The sequence below is a fragment of the Mycobacterium sp. KBS0706 genome (assembly GCF_005938675.2).
Taxonomy (GTDB): domain Bacteria; phylum Pseudomonadota; class Alphaproteobacteria; order DSM-16000; family Inquilinaceae; genus Inquilinus.
In genome coordinates this window covers 120,978-138,609 of the sequence record NZ_VCCH02000006.1, presented here as the reverse complement: position 1 = coordinate 138,609, position 17,632 = coordinate 120,978, and the positions used below count along the sequence as shown (strand labels likewise).

Annotated in this window: 12 protein-coding genes; 3 read left to right on the top strand and 9 right to left on the bottom strand. The window is 70.2% G+C overall.

Annotated elements, in window-relative coordinates; all coding sequences use genetic code 11:
- Window positions 1-45: 45 nt before the first annotated feature.
- From FFK22_RS05170 to FFK22_RS05160, 3 genes are read right to left on the bottom strand one after another with little or no spacing between them, the layout of a single operon-like run.
- Window positions 46-2,577 (bottom strand): two-component system VirA-like sensor kinase, encoded by a 2,532-nt coding sequence (locus FFK22_RS05170; RefSeq protein WP_138888990.1) that lies wholly within the window; start codon window positions 2,575-2,577, stop codon window positions 46-48.
- Complete coding sequence (locus FFK22_RS05165) at window positions 2,574-3,584, bottom strand: cytochrome-c peroxidase (protein WP_138888991.1); 1,011 nt, start codon at window positions 3,582-3,584, stop codon at window positions 2,574-2,576. Before FFK22_RS05165 ends, FFK22_RS05170 begins: the two co-directional genes overlap by 4 nt.
- On the bottom strand, window positions 3,584-4,300 hold the full coding sequence (locus FFK22_RS05160; RefSeq protein ID WP_306770072.1) for a response regulator: 717 nt from the start codon (window positions 4,298-4,300) through the stop codon (window positions 3,584-3,586). Before FFK22_RS05160 ends, FFK22_RS05165 begins: the two co-directional genes overlap by 1 nt.
- A gap of 299 nt (window positions 4,301-4,599) precedes the next feature.
- Between FFK22_RS05160 and FFK22_RS05155 the strand changes: the two genes are divergently transcribed.
- Window positions 4,600-5,331, top strand: a complete 732-nt coding sequence (locus FFK22_RS05155; protein WP_138888993.1) for a PP2C family serine/threonine-protein phosphatase — start codon at window positions 4,600-4,602, stop codon at window positions 5,329-5,331.
- 92 nt (window positions 5,332-5,423) lie between these two features.
- Here FFK22_RS05155 and FFK22_RS05150 read toward each other — a convergent pair whose 3' ends face one another.
- From FFK22_RS05150 to tssK, 6 genes are all read right to left on the bottom strand, one after another.
- Entirely contained in the window at window positions 5,424-7,139 is a 1,716-nt protein-coding gene (locus FFK22_RS05150) for a hypothetical protein (RefSeq protein WP_138888994.1), read from the bottom strand.
- A gap of 77 nt (window positions 7,140-7,216) precedes the next feature.
- Window positions 7,217-7,969: a type VI secretion system-associated protein TagF gene (tagF, locus tag FFK22_RS05145; RefSeq protein ID WP_186002315.1), complete on the bottom strand. Its 753-nt coding sequence runs from the start codon at window positions 7,967-7,969 to the stop codon at window positions 7,217-7,219.
- Window positions 7,966-11,574: a type VI secretion system membrane subunit TssM gene (tssM, locus tag FFK22_RS05140; protein ID WP_138888996.1), complete on the bottom strand. Its 3,609-nt coding sequence runs from the start codon at window positions 11,572-11,574 to the stop codon at window positions 7,966-7,968. Before tssM ends, tagF begins: the two co-directional genes overlap by 4 nt.
- Window positions 11,575-11,588: 14 nt before the next feature.
- Window positions 11,589-12,896 (bottom strand): type IVB secretion system protein IcmH/DotU, encoded by a 1,308-nt coding sequence (gene icmH, locus FFK22_RS05135; protein WP_186002314.1) that lies wholly within the window; start codon window positions 12,894-12,896, stop codon window positions 11,589-11,591.
- Window positions 12,883-14,382: a type VI secretion system-associated FHA domain protein TagH gene (tagH, locus tag FFK22_RS05130; protein WP_138888997.1), complete on the bottom strand. Its 1,500-nt coding sequence runs from the start codon at window positions 14,380-14,382 to the stop codon at window positions 12,883-12,885. Before tagH ends, icmH begins: the two co-directional genes overlap by 14 nt.
- A 27-nt stretch (window positions 14,383-14,409) precedes the next feature.
- Window positions 14,410-15,747, bottom strand: coding sequence for a type VI secretion system baseplate subunit TssK (gene tssK / locus FFK22_RS05125; protein ID WP_138888998.1), 1,338 nt, complete (start codon window positions 15,745-15,747; stop codon window positions 14,410-14,412).
- Window positions 15,748-16,056: 309 nt separating this feature from the next.
- On the opposite strand from tssK, the gene tssA reads away from it, so the two are divergent.
- Together tssA and tssB are read left to right on the top strand one after the other, a co-directional pair.
- Window positions 16,057-17,043 carry a type VI secretion system protein TssA gene (gene tssA, locus FFK22_RS05120; RefSeq protein WP_138888999.1) on the top strand — a complete coding sequence of 329 codons (987 nt, stop codon included), beginning with the start codon at window positions 16,057-16,059 and terminating at the stop codon, window positions 17,041-17,043.
- Between the two features lie 34 nt (window positions 17,044-17,077).
- Window positions 17,078-17,632, top strand: a complete 555-nt coding sequence (gene tssB / locus FFK22_RS05115) for a type VI secretion system contractile sheath small subunit (RefSeq protein WP_138889000.1) — start codon at window positions 17,078-17,080, stop codon at window positions 17,630-17,632.

Below are 17,632 nucleotides of genomic sequence, written 5' to 3'. Positions count from 1 at the left end.
TTCGGATCGGGATGGGCCGGTCTCACCAGGACCGGTCCGGCCGCCTCAGACCCGCTCGCTGCTCGCCGGCGGCGCCACGGGCGCCAAGCACGAAGACAGGCCTTCCGCCAGCAGACGCGACCGCAGCGGCTTCCTGAGAACCTTGAGGATCCCGGCATCCTCGATGTCGGCGGCATCGAGGCCGCCGAAATGGCCGGTCATCAGCAGGATCGGCAGGCCGGGACGCAGGCGATGCACTTCCCTGGCCAGCTCGATCCCCGTCACCTCGGCCATCAGCGCGTCGGTCAGGACCAGGTCGAAGCGGTCGGGATCGGCGCGGAAGGCGGCCAGGGCCGCGGCGCTGCTGTCGAAGCCGACAGGCTCATACCGCAGGGCGGCCAGCATCTCCTCCAGCACCAGCACCAGCGGCTTCTCGTCGTCGACCACCAGGATCGTCTCGCCGCGCCCCCACAGGGACGACGCCTCGGCGAGCTCCTCCTCATCCACCACCGGATCCTCGGTCAGGGGCAGATAGGCCTCGAAGGTGCTGCCGACGCCGGGCAGGCTGTGGACGTTCATGGCGCCCCCCTGCCCGGTCACGATGCCGTACACGGTCGGCAGGCCGAGACCGGTGCCGCTGCCCACCGCCTTGGTGGTGAAGAACGGCTCGAAGATCCGCTTCATCACGGCGGCGTCGATGCCGTGGCCGGAATCCGACACGCTGAGGCGGACATAGTCGCCCGCCCCCAGAGGCCCGTGCGACAGCACCGTGTCCGAGGGAATGCGGGCCAGATCGAGGCCGATCTCGACCCGGCCCTGGCCGGACATGGCGTGCGCCGCATTGGTGCACAGGTTCATGACGATCTGCTGCAGCTCGGTCACATCCCCAAGGATCGCCGCGTCCCCGGCCGCGAAGCGCCGGTGCAGCGCGATCGACGGGGGCAGGGAGGCGCGCAGCAGTTCCAGCGCCTCGGCGACCACGGGCTCCGGGCGGATCGCGCGGGTGCGGCGTTCGCGGCGGCGGCTGAAGGCCAGGATCTGGTCGATCACCGACTGCGCCCGCGTCCCCGCGGTCATGATCTGCTTGACATATTGCTGGGTCGAGCCGGTGCGCGTCAGCGTCGACAGCGCCAACTCGCCATAGCCGAGGATCGCACCCAGGATGTTGTTGAACTCATGGGCGATGCCGCCGGCCAGGGCGCCGAGCGATTCCAGCCGCTGGGACTGGGCCAGCTGGGTCTCCAGCGCCTCGCGCTGGACCTCGCTGCGCTCGCGCTCGATCGCGTTGGCGAAGCTTTCCGCCGCGGTGCGCAGCAGGGCGACGTCGCCGGTGGACCAGCGCTTCTCGGCCGTCACCCCCTCGAACATCAGCACGCCGGAGCGGCCGCCGGCCTTGCCCAGCGGGATCGACAGCCAGGACCGGAGGCCGAGCAATGCCAGGCGGTCCTTGATCGGCCCGTCCGGCAGGGCGACGACCGACGGCACGTGGATCGTGCCGTCGTCGCCCCCGGCCGAGATCGGCCAGTCATTCGCCAGGTCGAGCAGCATCCGGCCGGTGTCGGCCGTGTTCGGCACCTGCGGCTGCGACCAGGAGTACTCGCGGGGCGCCGTATCCAGGCCCCAGACGAAGATGTGGGCGCGGTCGAACAGCATCTGCTCGGCCAGCCGCGCCAGGCCCTGCTCGATGCCGTCGTCGAGGCTGGTCCGGGGCAGGTTGATGAAGTCGGTCGAGATCGTGGCGATCAGGTTTTCCAGGGCCAGGCGCTTCTCCAGCGCCCGGGCATTGGCCCGCAGCCGCAGGAACAGGTAGCAGACATAGGCCGCCAGGCCGACCGCCGCGGCATAGAGCAGGAGCCGGAAATACAGGGCCCGCGTCGCCGCCCGGCCATAGGCGGCGAAATAGGCCTGCTTGATCGTCTGCGCCTGGGTCGCGATCGGCGCGGCCTGCAGGCGGACGACCAGGCCGTCCACGGTCGGCAGGGTGGCGAGGATCAGATGCCCGTGCGTGACCAGCGCGTCCACACCCTGGGCCGCGGCGGCCGGCACGTCCAGGCTGCGCAGCCGGTCGAGCGCGGCCGACAGCTCGGCCGCCATCTCGCTTCTGGGGTCGGCGGCGAACAGCAGCATGGCGCTGGCCAGGCTGCCGATCTCCGACGCCAGGGCGGTCTGCCGCACGCCCTCCGCCTGGTCGAGCTGCCGGGCGGTGTGGTTGAAGAAGCTGAGCGAGTTCTGCAGCAGCGCATTGCTGGATTTGAAATCGTCGACCAGCCCTTCCTGATCGTCGACCGCCGCGGTCAGCTGCGCCACGTCCTGGTCGAGGACGGTGCGGGTGTCGCCGTCGGCGATGTCGCCGGCGGTCTTCAGGCTGGCCGCCGCCTGCCGCAGTGCCGCCACGGAGTGCACCAGGGGGTCGTAGGTCCGCAGCAGCCCGGTGCGGGACCGCAGCACGTCGCGCTGCAGCGCCGCATTGTTGAGGTCGAGGGCGCGCAGCGCGTCCAGCGTGCGCTCGTGCTGCGCGGCATCGGGCGTGGCGCCCTGGACCACCAGATAGGTCAGCGCCAGCAGCAGGGCCAGCAGCGCGACGCCCAGCGTTCTCATCGGGCCTCGGCGGCGGTGATCTGCGACAACGGCCTGCCTTCGTATTCGCCGGTCAGCGTGCCCAGGAATTCGATGATCAGGTCGCGATCCGCCTGCGGCAGGTCCCGGCCGAGCTGGGCCTGGGCCATGATCGCCACCGCCGCGTCGAGCGTGTCGGCGCTGCCGTCGTGGAAATAGGGCGCCGTCAGCGCGACGTTGCGCAGGCTGGGCACGCGGAACACCCGGCGGTCGGCCTCGCGACCGGTGATGGCGAAGCGGCCCTGATCCGCGACGTCGTCGTCCGCCCGGCCCGAGAAGGGGTCGGAGAAGATCCCGAATTTCTGAAACAGGTTGCCGCCGACGTTCCGGCCCTGGTGGCAGGCGACGCAGCCATAGGCCTTGAACAGCTCGTAGCCGCGCTCCTCGTCCGCGGTGATGGCCGTGTCGTCGCCGCGCAGATAGCGGTCGAAGCGGGAATCGGGCGTCGACAGCGACCGCTGGAAGGCGGCGAGCGCGTCCAGCACCGATTCGCGGCTCGGCCCGTCGCCATAGGCCGATTCGAAGGCGCTGCGGATGCCGGAATCCTGGTTCAGCTTCGACAGCAGGTCGGGCCAGCGCGCATTCATCAGCCGCGGCTCGAGCAGCACCGCCTCGTTATGGACCTCCAGCGACCGGAAGTTGCCGCGCCAGTTCAGGCGGAAGTCGCCGGCGACGTTGAACACGGTCGGCGTGTTGAAGGGCTCCAGCTGCCCGTTGGCGCCCTTGGAATGGGCGAGGCCGTCGGCCCCGCCGCGGTTGAATTCGTGACAGGAGGCGCAGGAGCGGACATCGCCCCCGGACAGCCGGACGTCCGAGAACAACACCTTGCCGAGCGCGACCTTCGCCGGGTCCAGGGTCCGGTCCGGCTCGACCGGCGTGATCGGCTCCTCGCGGGCGGCGTCGATCCCCTGCCCCAGCGCCGCGCCGAAGACCAGGACCGCGAGGCCGGCGGCGGCGGCCCATGGCAGGCACCGGGCAAAGGCGGCCATCACAGCGACTCCACGGCGGGGGCGAAGACGTAGCCGATGCCGCGCTCCGTCCGGATCAGGGCCGGATCGCTGGGATTGGCCTCGAGCTTGCGGCGCAGACGCAGGACCAGCACGTCGACGCTGCGGTCGAAGACCTCGGCATCGTGCATCCGGCTGGTGACCAGCAGCTGCTCCCGGGTCATCACCCGCTGCGGCGACCGGACGAAGGCCGTCAGCAGGTTGAACTCGCCGGAGGTCAGGCCCACCTCGGCGCCCGCCGGGGACGTCAGCCGCCGCTTGGCGACATCGAGCTCCCATCCGTCGAAGCGGTAGCGGGCCCGGCCCTCCTTCCGCCGCGCCCGCTCCCCCGCCGATTCCACGCGCCGCAGGACGGTGCGGACGCGGGCCACCATCTCGCGCAGGGCCAGCGGCTTGGTCAGGTAGTCGTCGGCACCCAGCTCGAGCCCGATGACCCGGTCGATCTCTTCCAGGCGATGGCCGGTGATCAGGATCACGGGCGCGTCCGAGTTCGTGCGCAGGCCCCGCATCAGATCCATCCCGTCTTCCTGCCCCAGCTTCAGGTCGAGGATGACGAGGTCGATCTCCTCGGTAGCCAGGATCCGCGTCATCGCCGCGCCGGACGCGGCCGAGCGGACCTCGAAATCGTGGCGTTCGAGGTATTCGCAGATCACGTCGCGCATCGCCGGATCGTCATCGACCACGAGAATACGTTTCACCGCGTAACCTCGCCCGCGAGCCCGCCCAGATCTGTCTTCACGCGATTGACCATGGCGGTGAGCGTAAAAGCATAGGAAATACAGCCTCATCCGCCAGGGCGCCACGCCGCCCCGAGACATACCACCATACCACTTTCGGATGAAGCGAAACCACCCGGCGCCCGCCATAACATGGTCCATGGCGAGCGCACAGGCGGAGCGGGAGGAACGGTTGCTGAGAGATCGAGCCGGCCGGACCGGCGGCAGCGCCGCTTCTCCGAACCCGGCGGTCGGCAAGGCCCGTCCGGCCCGGTAGCCGCATGATCGACCATCGATACGACGGGGCGGCGAAAACCGACGCCGGCGCCGTCCGCAAGCACAATGAGGACGCGTTCCTCCAGCGGCCCGAGCATGGTCTCTGGGCCATCGCCGACGGCATGGGCGGCCATCTGCGGGGCGACCACGCCAGCCGCACGGTCGTTGACGCCCTGGCGCGGGGCCATCACCCGGAGGCCGAGCCGGCCGCCATCGAGGAAATCCGCGCGCGGCTCGCCGCGGCCCACCGATCTCTGTTGACCGACGCCGCCGGCCTCGGCGACGGCGCCGTCATCGGCGCGACCGTCGTCGTCCTGCTGCTCCGGGACGGCCGCTACACCTGCCTGTGGGCGGGGGACAGCCGGCTCTATCTGCTGCGCGACGGGGCGCTGCGGCAGCTCACCCGCGATCATTCCTATGTCCAGCGCCTGATCGACAGCGGCAGCCTGACGCCCGAGCAGGGACGCCGCCATCCCGGCGCCAATGTGATCACCCGCGCCGTCGGCGCCTCGGGGCCGCTCGAGCTCGATATGGTGCAGGGCGACAGCCGGCCCGGCGACGTCTTCCTGCTGTGCAGCGACGGCCTGACCAATGTCGTCGCCGACGCCGAGATCGCCGACCGCCTGGCCGCCCAGCCCTGCGAGGCGGCCGCGGCCGCGCTGCTGGACCTGGCGCTCGCGCGCGGCGCCCCCGACAATGTCACCCTGGTCGTCCTGGCTCATCTCGCCGACGCCTGAACGGCCGCGGCCGTCCCGTCCGCCTCTGACACAGTATCGCCCGCGCGATCCCGGGCCGGCCTCCGGGGTGTGGAGACCGGCCCGGTGAGCGTCTATGCCGCGGCCGCGACGCTCAGCGATTCGATCCGCTTCAGGCCATCGCTGACGCCGGTGAGCCCTTCCCGCAACGTCTCGCCGACGGCGCCCTGGCCGACGTCGAACGGCGGATTGTCGAGCAGATCGACGATGTTGTTTCCATCGAGATAGCTGAGATTCGTCTGGACCGTGTCCGCCGCGGCGTCGATCGCCTTCGCCCTGGCATCGCCCTCCTGCCCGCTGATGGCGGCGAGCTGGTCGGAGATCTCGCCGTCGATCTGCAGGAAGATGTCGTCGACATGCCCCCAGGTGCCGCCGAGGTTCTCCACCCTGGTCCCGATGATCTGCTGGACCTTCTGCTTCAATTCGTCCTTCTGCTTGATCGCGGCGTTGCGGTGCGCCTCCCACACCTCCTTGATGCTTTCGACCAGGCTGGCGACGAGATTGTCTCCGTCGGCCGCATCATTCTTCTTGAAGCCGAGCAGGCCGATGAGCTGGTCGTCCTTCGCGAACATCTGCTGCACGACGGCGACCAGGCGCTGCACGGCCTTGCGCTTGCCCTCCGCATCGCCGTCCTCCTTGGGCCATCCCGACGCCACCATGCCGGCGATCCGGTCGGGGCTCGCCTGGTTCAGGGGATAGGGAAGAAGCCGCTCCTGAGCCCGCGCCTTGGCCAGCTTGAACAGGCTTTCCGTCACCTCCTCCGGGTTGAGGTCGTCGGTCGAAACGTTGTCGAGATCGATCCCGTTCACCAGGAGCTTCTCTCGGCCGGGCTTGTCCTGATCGCCGTCGCCGGCTGCCGGGGCCGCGTCCACATATTGGAGGTTCCGCAGATTCTCGGGATAGGCCAGCATCAACAGCAGCCGGCTGGTGAGGTTGTGCAGCCGCATCTCCCGCTCTTCCGGCGACAGGCCGGCCAGCATGTCCTCGAGCCAGGCCGCGATCTTGTCGGTCAGCGGGCCCAGCTCGGCCTTCTGCCCCACGCCGATCTCCCGGCTCAGGCTCAACGCGTGGCCGGCGATGGTCGCCGACGCGGTGGCGATGCCCTGCTTCAGCTCGTCCGAGAGGGGGTTGTCCTCGTCATCCTCGTCCTCGCTCTCCGACTCCTCCACGCCCTCCATCAGATCCTCTTCGGGGACGTCGTCATCCCCGGCCTCGCTGGCCGTGGGCGTCAGGATCGGTGAGCCTTCCGAGTCCGAATCCGGATCCTTGCCGACCGGCGGGATGGGCTGTTCGGCAGCGCTCGCCGGCTGATCGGTCTCGGTCTCCTCGGAGGAGAACTTCAGTTGGTTCTCCGCCTCCGTCTGAGCAAAGAGGTTCTCCTGATCCTCCGGAAGATTGGTCTCCGTACCGATCGAATCGTAGGGAACTTCCAGTCCAAATCCTCCCCTGAAATATTCCCGAAGGCCCTTATGCAGCGACTGTGCGCTGCCTTTCTTCAGCCTCACGTTCAGAACATTGTCCGGACCTAGCTTCGCCAGACCAATTGCAATGAGCTTGTATTGATCCTTTTCTTTCTTTGTCGTGATCTTTTTCGGTTTCCCTTCATAGTCCATGACCTGCAGCTTTTTCGTCAGCCCGCTGAGTCCCGACGGCATGACAAGCGCAACCGACTGGCCCTCAAACCCGAGATGGGCCAGCGCGATGCAGCACTCGGCACCGTTGCGCTGCGTCTCCTCGATCCAGGCCACAGACTTCTTGGCCCGAGCCTTGTTGTGCACATATGTGACCATGACTCACCTCTCCAGAACGCTATGGTTGAAGAACTCTGATGCGGGATGGGTTTCGACCCCTGCCGGCGGGGTGGTTCTCACAGCTCCCGGTCCCATTCGTTGTCTCCGGCACCGCCACGGGCCGGCGACCGGACCGACCAGCCGTGCCGTGCCCAGCTACCGTCGATCAGGGCCGCGAAGCCGTCAGGCGCCACCAGGCCGGCGCTGATCGCCACGCCCGGCGGCACATGCCGGGCGCCGGTCGTCCACCACAAGGCGCCGTGACCGGCCAGCGCCGCGACCGCGGCCGGCGCCGCCGAAGCGATCGGCAGCTCGACCCAGGTCCCGACCCCGTCCTCGCGGGCCGGAGACGGAGGGGCTGCCGCACCGCGGACGACCGACCAGGGCGGCAGGTCGCGGCCGAACTCCGCCAGGTCGAAGCCGTCGGCCAGGGCGTCGAGCGCCAGGGCCTCGGCGGCGGCGAACCAGGGGCCGCTGCCGGCCATCAGCCCGACCGGGTCGACCGGCCGCTCGATCTCCTGCCCCAGCATCAGCGGGAAGCAGCGGCCGACCGCGTCGACGCTGGGCATCAGCACACCGATCAGGGTGGACCGGCCGCAGGCGCCGGCGGGCAGGATGAAGCGCCACAGCGGCGCGACGAAGAACAGCTCCGCCCAGTCGGCACCGATCGCGGCCTCGCCGGCGGCGAGCGACTGCTGGAGCCAGGCGTCCCAGCGGCCGACAGTCTCGGGCCGCAGCCCGGCGCCGACGAAATCGGCGCGGGCCGGCAGCTTGCCGTAGAAGCCGCAGGGCCGCCCGGCTGCGATCGCGGCCGGGACGCGGGCGCTCACAGATCCTGCGGGCATCGGAACTGCGCCAGCAGCTTGCCGGACAGCGGATTCATCACGCTGTCGGCCTGGAGGATGAAGGTCGCCCAATGGCTGCCGGCCGCCAGCCGCAGCTGCAGCCGGTCGGAGCCGCCGAGGCGCTGCGAATCCGCCTGGTCCAGCAGGCGGAACAGGCCCCAGGCGCCGGTCCGGGACAGGGTCGCGCCCTGGTCGCCGGTGAAGGTGACCGAGGCGCCGCCGACGCCGCCGGTCGCCGGCCAGCGGAAATGCATCGCCGTCGACGCGCCCCGCCGATGCTCCAGCCGCTGGCCGTCGATGTCGACCACCACCGTGTCGGTCGACGGGTCGGTCTCGGCGACGGTGAGCACGAAGCCGACCGAGGGCTGCGCCCCGGCATCCTGGAACATGCTGTCGCGGATCGCCGCCGCCCGCTGGAACTGGGCCAGGGTGCCGCGGTCGAGCCGGAAGTCGACATTGCCCGTCGGCCGCACCTTCCACGACCCTTCGGACATGTCGACGAAGGGGGCGAGGTTCTCGGCGAAGAAGCTGTCGATCGCGCCGTTGCGGCCGAACAGCCGGGCGAAGTCGCTGAGCGGGACGTCCTGACCGGAGCTGGCAGTGAAGGGGTAGCGCCCCTCGGTGGCCCGCTGGCACAGCGCGCCGGGGCCGCTGCTCCAGACGCTGGCCAGCTGGCGCTTGGCGCCGGTGATCGACAGGTCCGAGCTGGTGCGGCTGACGCCGAGGATCCATTGCCGGATCGGCTCCGGCAGGTTGGCCGCCCCCGACTCCATCTGGCGGATCGCGACGGCCGCCTGGTCGCCCTTCTGCAGCGAGCCGGCGCCCAGCCCCTGCATCTCGCTGAGCGAGCGGTACAGGCCGCCGAGGTCGCGGATGGCGCTGTCGATCGGCGCCTGGGCGTCGGCCTGGCTGTTGGGCGGCACGTCGACCAGCTGATGCAGCGACTGGAAATGGTCGTTCAGATAGCGCCGGGCGATGCCCTCGGGCGTGTCCACGGCCGACTGCGACCGGAACAGCGCCTCGAGCTTGCTCGGCGGCACCTTGCCCGGCTGGGCGGCGCCGTCGCCGGCCGGCGCGGCGTCGTCGGGCGCCGGCGGCCGCTCCAGCTTGGTCTCCTGCGCCGCCGCGACCAGCAGCAGGCGGATCGGCGAGGTCGGCGCGGCCAGAGTGTTCAGGGTCCGCAATGAGTCGTCGACCGTCCGCATCGGCCGGATGGCGATGTCGCCGATCATCTGGTCCCAGCGCAGCGCGAATTCCTGGGCATAGAGTGCCGACGCCTCGCGCTGCAGCTTCAGGCTGGCATCGCTGCCGGCCGGGGCCGTGGCCGCCTGCGGGTCCAGCACCCAGCCATCGGCGGCGACGGCATCGGCCGCCTGCGGCAGCAGCGGCAGGAAGGTGTCGTAGAAGCCGGCACTGGTGTAGATGCCCGGGATGCCGGCGCTGAGCGGCTGCCCCGACCGGCGGGTCAGCACGCCCTCGGCCACCGGCCCGGCGTGGTCGGCCAGGCGCCAGCTCGGCTCCCGCGCCGCCTCCGGGCTGGCCACGACGGCGTCGAGCACGCGGCGGGCGAGCGAAACACCCTGCAGCTTGGCGCGGCTCTTCTCGATCAGCTCGCCATTCAGCCCGATGTTGGACAGCGGGCCTTCCAGCATGGCGTCGAGATGGCCGGCCAGCGCGCGGCGCAGCCCGGCATCGGCGTCGCCGGGAAACTGCACGCCCCAGTCGAGCGCCATCCAGTTGCGGATCACGTCGCGCTGCAGCGGCCCCTGCTGGCCCAGCATCAGATAAACCTTCAGCGCCTCGTACAGGAACGCCGGGTCGTCCTGCCGCTCGGCCAGCACGGTCTCCAGCCGCAGGACCAGGCGCGGCAGCAGCAGGGTGTTGAGGGTGTGGCGATAGGCCGCCCGCGTCTGCACCCCGAGCTTGTCGCTCTGGTCCAGGCCGAAGCCGGAGAGGCGGTCGGGCGCGGAGTCGCCTGACGCATAGCCGGTCGGGATCTCGCGCAGCTTCTGCAGCAGCGGCACGACCGGCCGCAGATCGGCGCTGTCGACCCGGTCGAGCTTCAGCGTGTTGGCCTCGGCGGCATAGCTGCTGGCGGTCAGCCGGACGCTCTCGATCAGGTCGACGTTGCGGCCGTAGCTGACCGTCCACAGGATGCCGGCTGCGGCCACCACCGCCGCGATCCCGGCATAGAGGCCGTATTGGATCCGCCGCCGGCGCCGCTCGGCCCGGGGGTCGGCGTTGACCAGCCCGGCCTCGGCGAAGACCACGTCGCGCAGCAGCCGGCTGATGAAGTAGCTGCGCTTCTGCCCGCCGAGCGCGGGACGCGGCGGCCGGGGGACGTCGAAGGTCCGCGACATCGCCTCGACGACGCGGTCCAGCGGCGTGCCGACCTGCGTCCCGCTGACGAAATAGACGCCGCGGAGCATGATCGGCTCCTCGAAGGAATTCGGGGCGAAGGCCTCCTGCATGAACTGGTGGGTCAGGTGCTTCAGGCTGGCGACCTGCTGCGGGAAGCCGAACACCAAAGCGCGGCGCTGGATGTCGCTCTCCTGCTGCATCCGCTCCAAGAGCCGCTCGCCGAGACGGCCGACCAGCGCGTCGTATTCCGCCTCATAGCCCTCCATCGCGCCGCCCTCGCGCTCCGGCTCATGCGCGAAGGTGAAGCCCCAGACCGACTCCCGCCCCTCGCGGCCGAGATCGTCGAAGAACTCGACGAAGCCGGCCAGCAGGTCGCTCTTGGTCAGCATCACATAGACCGGCAGCCGCAGACCGAGCTCCTTGTACAGCTCGAGCACGCGCTGGCGGATGCGGGCGGCATGGTCGAGCCGCGCCTCCTCGGAGGTCGAGGTCAGCTCGCTGATGCCGATCGCCACCAGCACGCCGTTCAGCGGCTGGCGCCGGCGGTGGCGCCGCAGCAGCCGCAGGAAGCCCAGCCACGCCGCCTTGTCCTGCTCGGCATCGCTGTCCTGGGTCATGTAGCGGCCGGCGGTGTCGATCAGCACGGCGTCGTCGGTGAACCACCAGTCGCAGTTGCGCGTGCCGCCGACCCCGCCGACCGCCTTGCGGCCGAACTTCTCCGCCAGCGGGAAGCTGAGGCCGGAATTGACGATCGCAGTGGTCTTGCCCGACCCCGGCGGGCCGATCATGACGTACCAGGGCAGCTGGTACATCCAGCGCCGGCCGCTGGCCCCGGCGAAGCGCCGCCCCTTCAGCGTGCCCAGGGCCTCGCGGAAGCGGCCGGAGATCGTCTCCAGCTCGCGGCCGGCGGCGGCGGTGCCGTCCCGTCCGCCGGTCCGCGGGGAGTCCGCGGTGCCGGCCTCGTCCTTCTGCCCGGTCCCAAGCCCGGTCAGCGCATTCGAGACCCGCGACTGCACGAGGCTCTGGAAATGCGACTGGATCATGTAGGTCACGGTGTACCCGACCGGGATCAGCATCGATGCCACGATCTGGCTGCTGATGTTGTCGAGCGGGGCGAAGCCCGCGATCGAGATCAGCGGCCCGAGCGTGAAGATCAGGGCACAGATGATCCCGGTGCCGAGGCCGACATAGAGCCATTTCGACCGGAGTGCGCTCTTGATGGACTGCATGGCCATCCGTCCCCTCAACTATTCGTCGTCTTGCTGATGATGATTTCGGTCCGGCGGTTCTGCTGGCGCCCCTCCGGCGTGTCGTTCGACGCCACCGGCTCGGTGCTGCCCCGGCCTTCTTCCTGCACGCGCCCGGGCTCGTTCATCTTCGATTTGATGATCTCGCCGACCGATTTGGCGCGGGCGACCGACAGGTGATAGTTCGACGGGAAGGCCAGCGACCGGATCGGCGTCGAATCCGTGTGGCCGGTCAGGAGGACCGCCCCCGGCTGGTCGTTCAGCGCCTCGCCGATCCGCCGCAGCAGCGGCTCGAACTGGCTCTTCACCGTCGGGCTGGCGGATTCGAACATGCCGGCGCCACGGATGGTGACGACGATCTGCTGGGCGTCCTCGGCCACCGTGACCAGCCCTTCGCGGATCTCGGGCTCGAGGAAGCGCCGCAGCTTGTCGCCGCGCATCACGATCACCGCCGGCGGCGGTGCCACCCGCGCCAGGCTGACCGGACCGGTCGGCGGCAGCGCGGCGAGGTCGTCGAACACCAGGTCGGAACGGCCGTTCAGCGCGAACAGCAGCCCGGCATAGAGTGCCAGGAGCAGAGCTACGCCGGCCGCCGCGACGACCCAGGCCGGGACGATACTGCGCAGCAGCTTGCGGGCGGCAGCCACCCCGCGCCAGTGGGGGGAGATGTCGCGCTCGAACTCGCCGCGGGCCGCGCGGATCAGGCGGTAGACGTCCTCGCGCAGCACGCTGAGCTCGGAGGCGCCGCGGGAGGCGATCCGGAACCGGCCCTCGAAGCCCAGGCTCATGCAGTAGTAGAGCAGCTCCAGCAGGTCGACATTGACGCCCGGATCCTTCTTCAGCTGCGTCAGCAGGTCGAAGAACCGGTCGCCGCCCCAGGTCTCGCTGAACAGCGACCCGACCATGCTGCGCGTGGTCCAGACGCTGCGGCTGCCCCAGGGCGTGTTCAGGACGATGTCGTCGATCGTGGCGCAGAGCGCGTATTTGCTGGCCTTGATCGCCCGCGGCGCCAGGCCGAGCGGGGTGACCCGGCGCTCGAAGGCGTCGATCTCGCGCAGCACCCTCAGGCGCAGCCCCTCGACATCGGGATGGCTGGTGCTGTTCTTGAGCTGGGCGCAGAGGCCGAGCAGCGCCGCCGCGGCCGCGACCAGCGGGCTGAGCCGGTCGAGCGCCAGCGCCTCCCAGAACCGCTCGACCGGCGAGGCCGGGGACGGCGGCGAGGACACCAGCGTCAGCCGCCCGCCCGGATTGGGCCGGGCGGCGGGACCGCGCGGCAGCAGGACGGTTTCCTCAGTCATCGCCATCCTGCCCTTCTCCTTGCGGACGGGCTCCGCCATCCGTGTCCCTGCGTTCCGGTCCTCGCGGGCGAGCGGTCTCGGCGCGATAGGCGCGCGCGAAATCGGCGCCGAAGATGCGCAGCGCGTCGTTCTCGAGGCCGGAGACCACGTCGTCGAAGGTCCGCCGGTATTCGTCCCAGCCCCGGGCCTTCCTGGTGCCGGGCCAGTGCCAGCCGGCCTGCCCGACCGTGCGCTCGACCGAGGCCGGCGACAGGCGGTCGCAGACGCTGTGCAGCGCCTCCTGCAGCGCCGCGAGCATCGCGACCTCATGCGCCCTGATGTCGGAGAAGGCCTGCTCGACCGCCGCGTCGCCGCGGATGAAGCCCGGGATCTCGACGCAGAGGAGCGTGTGCATCGCCTCCTTCGCGTCCAGCGTGAACTTCAGCGGGTTGTTGCCGGAGCGCTCGATCATCGTGCGCTCGAGGCCGAATTCCTGTTTCGCCAGCTGGCGGGCCGAGAGGATGCCGTGCAGCCCGGCGACGGAATGCGCCAGCATCCGCCCCGCCCGGTCCATCATGGTGGTGAGGTCGGCCGAAGCGACATCCGCCTGTGACAGGCCGCAGGCGGCAAGGAAGGCCGCCACGGCACGACTGGCGTCGTCGCCGGGAACAGCGGCCGGCGGGTTTGCCACAGGCCGAGCGGGTGGTGGGTCCTGCCGTGTCTCCGGCTGCTGCTGCGGCGGCGCCTCGAGAATGTCGTCGTCCGGAGGGGTGATGATGTCGACCTTGGTGAAAGCCGGCGCGGCCGCCGCGGCCGAGGCGATGCCGAGCTCCGCCATCAGGTCCCAGTCATCGGGGATCGCCTCGACGCCGGATTTGGGCTGCACGAAGACGACGGCATGCTCCGGCACATGGTCGGCATAGGCCTTCGGCTTGCGGACCGCCGCCCAGTCGTCCTCCGGCGGATCCAGCGGCGCGCCGAAATCCGATCCCGGCACCGGCAGCAGGTCGCCCTCGATGTCGCCGAGCAGCGGCTCCTCGCGCCGGCTGGTCGTGGCGCCCGGAACGCGACCGTAAACACCGCCCAGCGCCGGGCCCATCTGCACCGTGCCGAGGAAGCTCAGCTCCTCCGGCGGCGGCACGGTGCGCTCCGGCTCGTCGGCCTCGACAACGGCGGGGGTCGAGCCCGGCGCCGCGATGACGTCGATGCGGTAGCTGCCGATCTGGATGACGTCGCCGGCCTTGAGCGCCACCGGCACCTCGCGCGGCAGCGCCTCCGACTCGTCGTTCAGGAAGGTGCCGTTGCGGCTGCGGTCGATCAGGACGAAGCGGCCCTCCGCCGGCTCGATCGAGCAGTGGTGCTTGGAGATGGTCTGCTGCGCGTCGCGCAGGACCAGGCCGTTGTCGTCGGCCCGGCCGATGGTCAGCGCGTCCTCGGCCTCGACCAGACCGTCGGATCCGACGGTCTCGGGCAGGCTGGAGTCCGGGCTGTCTACGCGTAGGACGAGGGCCATGGGGGACACCTGGTCGGTTGCGGGTTGCTACTGGCCACGGATGGCCCAGAGCGCCATTTCGAGATTCGGGAACTCGCCGGCGACGTGCAGCGCCAGGCCGCCGGAATGGCGCATGTCCTTCCAGAACGGGCTCTGCTGATCGACCTCGAAATAGGTCACCCCGACATGGAAGGGGATCTGCCGCGGCGCCACCGGCAGCGGGTTGATGATGATCCCCGGCAGCGCGACGTTGACGAGCTCCTTGATCTTCTCGGCCGGGCCGATCTTGATCTGGGTCGGGAATTCGCGGCGCAGCCGGTCGACCTCGACATCGGCGCGGGCGGCCAGCACGAAGGTCGCGGTCGTGAACAGCGAGCGGTCGGCGACCTCGGCGATGTGGACGCCGTATTTGTGCTGCTTGAGCGGCACCGGCACCGCCGTCTGCTCCAAGACGGCGCTGAGCGACGCCCGGATCGACTGGATCACCGGCCGGAAGCTGAGCGCGAGGTCCTCGTGCTTGTAGCCGCCGAAGGCCGGCGGCCGCTTCTCGGTCCGGGCATAGGTGGCGAGCTCGCCGGCGAGCTGGACCATCAGGCCGTACAGCGACTCCGGATGCACCACCGCGGCGCCGGAGAGATGGGAGAAATAGGGCTCGTAGCGGTTGATCGCCTGCAGCAGCAGGAAGTCGGCGATCTCGGCCACGCCGCGCGTGCCCGACTGCGACACCCGGGCGGCCAGCGCCTCGCCGCGGTGATGCAGCAGGCCGGTGATCTCGGTGATGAAGTTGGCGAGGATGCGGGAGCCGGCGCAGTCCAGCGTCGGCGGGATGTGGGTCTCGTCGAGCACCACCTGCCGGTCGGCCCGGACCTCGACCAGCCGGGCGATCGGCAGGCAGGAGAAGCCGGCCCGGTCCGCCCCGTCCGGCAGCAGCTGGAAGCGCAGCCGCGCCACCTCGATCGAGGCACCGTCGCGCTCGCCGGCATTGGTGTCGACCAGGTCCTGGTCCGCGACCGCGAAGCGGATCGGCACGTCGGTCGCCGCGCGCCCGTCGGTCTCGACCGCCCCGGGCTGATACAGCGGCATGGCCAGGTGGATCAGCGAATCCCGCAAATGCTCCGGCACCTCATAGGGGATCGGCTGGTCGGCGTCGTCGGGGATGCTGAACGGCGTGCCGTCCTCCATCACGCCGCGGGCCGTCTCGATCGCGATCTTGCCGAGGCTGAGCATCTCGCGGTTCAGCCGCAGCTCGGTGACGCCCCAGCCATAGCCGCGCAAGGCGGCCGTGCGGCTGCGGACGAGCTTTTCGACATAGCGGTCGCTCTGCTGGAAATGCTGCGGCCGGAGGAACAGCCCTTCCGACCAGACGACCCTGTTGTCCCAAGACATCCTGCGCTCCGCTTCATCCGAGGCCGCCCGGGGACGGGCCGGCGATCAGGAATGCGGACACTCTGACGGCTTCAGGCGCGCCCTTCGCATGCGCAGTTGATATCCGGTCATTCGGGATCGGGATGCGGCGCACGCGCCGCAACATGCCCGCATATCAATCGCGCATGCAGTACGGCGCCGAGGCTTCGCTAGATTTCTGAAATCGAACGACCGCCCCTTCCCCCGGATCTTCTTGGCTTTACTGCCGGGACCCGAAGGTGGCGCGAGCCGGAAAGCCCCAGCGGCGGACATGCAGTGACGGACATGGTGATGCTCGACGCAGATCATCTGCTGAAGCCGGTCGACGACAGCGACGCATGCGGCGAGGCCCTCGACTACGATCTGGGCTTCCTCGAGCTCGAGATGGCGTCGCAGGGCAAGCCGGGCCAGCAGATCGGCGATGCCGTGGTGGCCGAGGAGCCGCCCGACTGGCGCGAGGTCTGGCGGCTGGGCCTCGACCTCGCCGGCCGCAGCAAGGACCTGCGCATCGGCGTGCTGCTGGCGCGCTCGGCCCTCAACCAATCCGGCTTCTCCGGCCTCCGCGGCGGCCTCGAGCTGCTCGCCGGCTATGTCGAGCAGTTCTGGCCGGACCTGCATCCGCGGCCGGATGCTGAGGATGGCGACGACCAGACCGTGCGCCTGAACACCCTGGCCAATCTGTGCGACCCGGCCGGGCTGATGGCGGAGATCCGCCTGGTTCCGCTGACCGCGTCGCGGCAGTTCGGCAACTTCACGCTACGCGACTGCATCGAGGCGCAGCGGCCCGGCGAGATCGACCTCGCGGCGGTCGAGCGCGCCTTCGGCGACACCGATCCCGGCCAGCTCGATCGGGCTGGCGCCGATCTCGACGCCGCCCTGGCCGCCGCGATCCGCCTGGATGCCGGCATCAAGCAGCGCGTCGACATCACCGAGGCGGTCCGCTTCGATCCGCTGATCGCGTTGCTGCGCCAGGCCAAGGAACTGGTCGACGCCCACAGGCCCAGCGCCGCGCCGGCGGCCGAGGCGTCCCCGGAAGCGGCGGCCCCCGTGGCCGCCCTGTCCGGCGAGATCCGCGACCGCAACGACGTCATCGGCTCGCTCGACCGGATCTGCCGCTGGTATCGGGCGAACGAGCCGGCCAGCCCGGTGCCGGCCCTTCTGGAACGGGCGAAGCGGCTGGTTTCCAAGGACTTCATGGCTCTGCTCCTGGAGCTCGCGCCCGAGGGCGCCGCCCATTACCGCTCGATCGCCGGCCTGGCGGCCGACGAGAGCCCCTGACGACCGGAGCCGCCCCACACAAGGAGAATGAGAGATGGCAAAGGCGAGCAGTCAAAAATTCATCGCGCGCAACCGGGCGCCCCGGGTCCAGATCGAATACGACGTCGAGACCTACGGCTCGAACAAGAAGGTGCAGCTGCCCTTCATCGTCGGCGTCATGTCGGATCTCGCCGGCAACCCGACCGAGCCGCTGCCCCCGGTGGCCGAGCGCAAGATGATGGAGATCGACATCGACAATTTCGATGATCGGCTCCGGTCCGTGAAGCCGCGGGTGGCGCTGCGGGTGCCGAACCGGCTCACCGGCGAAGGCCAGCTGGCGGTCGACCTGACCTTCGAGAGCATGGAGGATTTCTCGCCGGCTGCGGTGGCGCGCAAGGTCGACAGCCTGAACCGGCTGCTCGAGGCCCGGACGCAGCTGTCCAACCTCCTGACCTACATGGACGGCAAGAACGGCGCCGAGGAGCTGGTCGCGCGCCTTCTCGCCGACCCCGCGCTGCTCAGCGCCCTCGGCCACGCGCCGAAGCCCGAAGCCCCCGAGGAGAAGACGGACGCGCTTCCGTCCCCGGCCCCAGAGACGGAGGAGAACTGA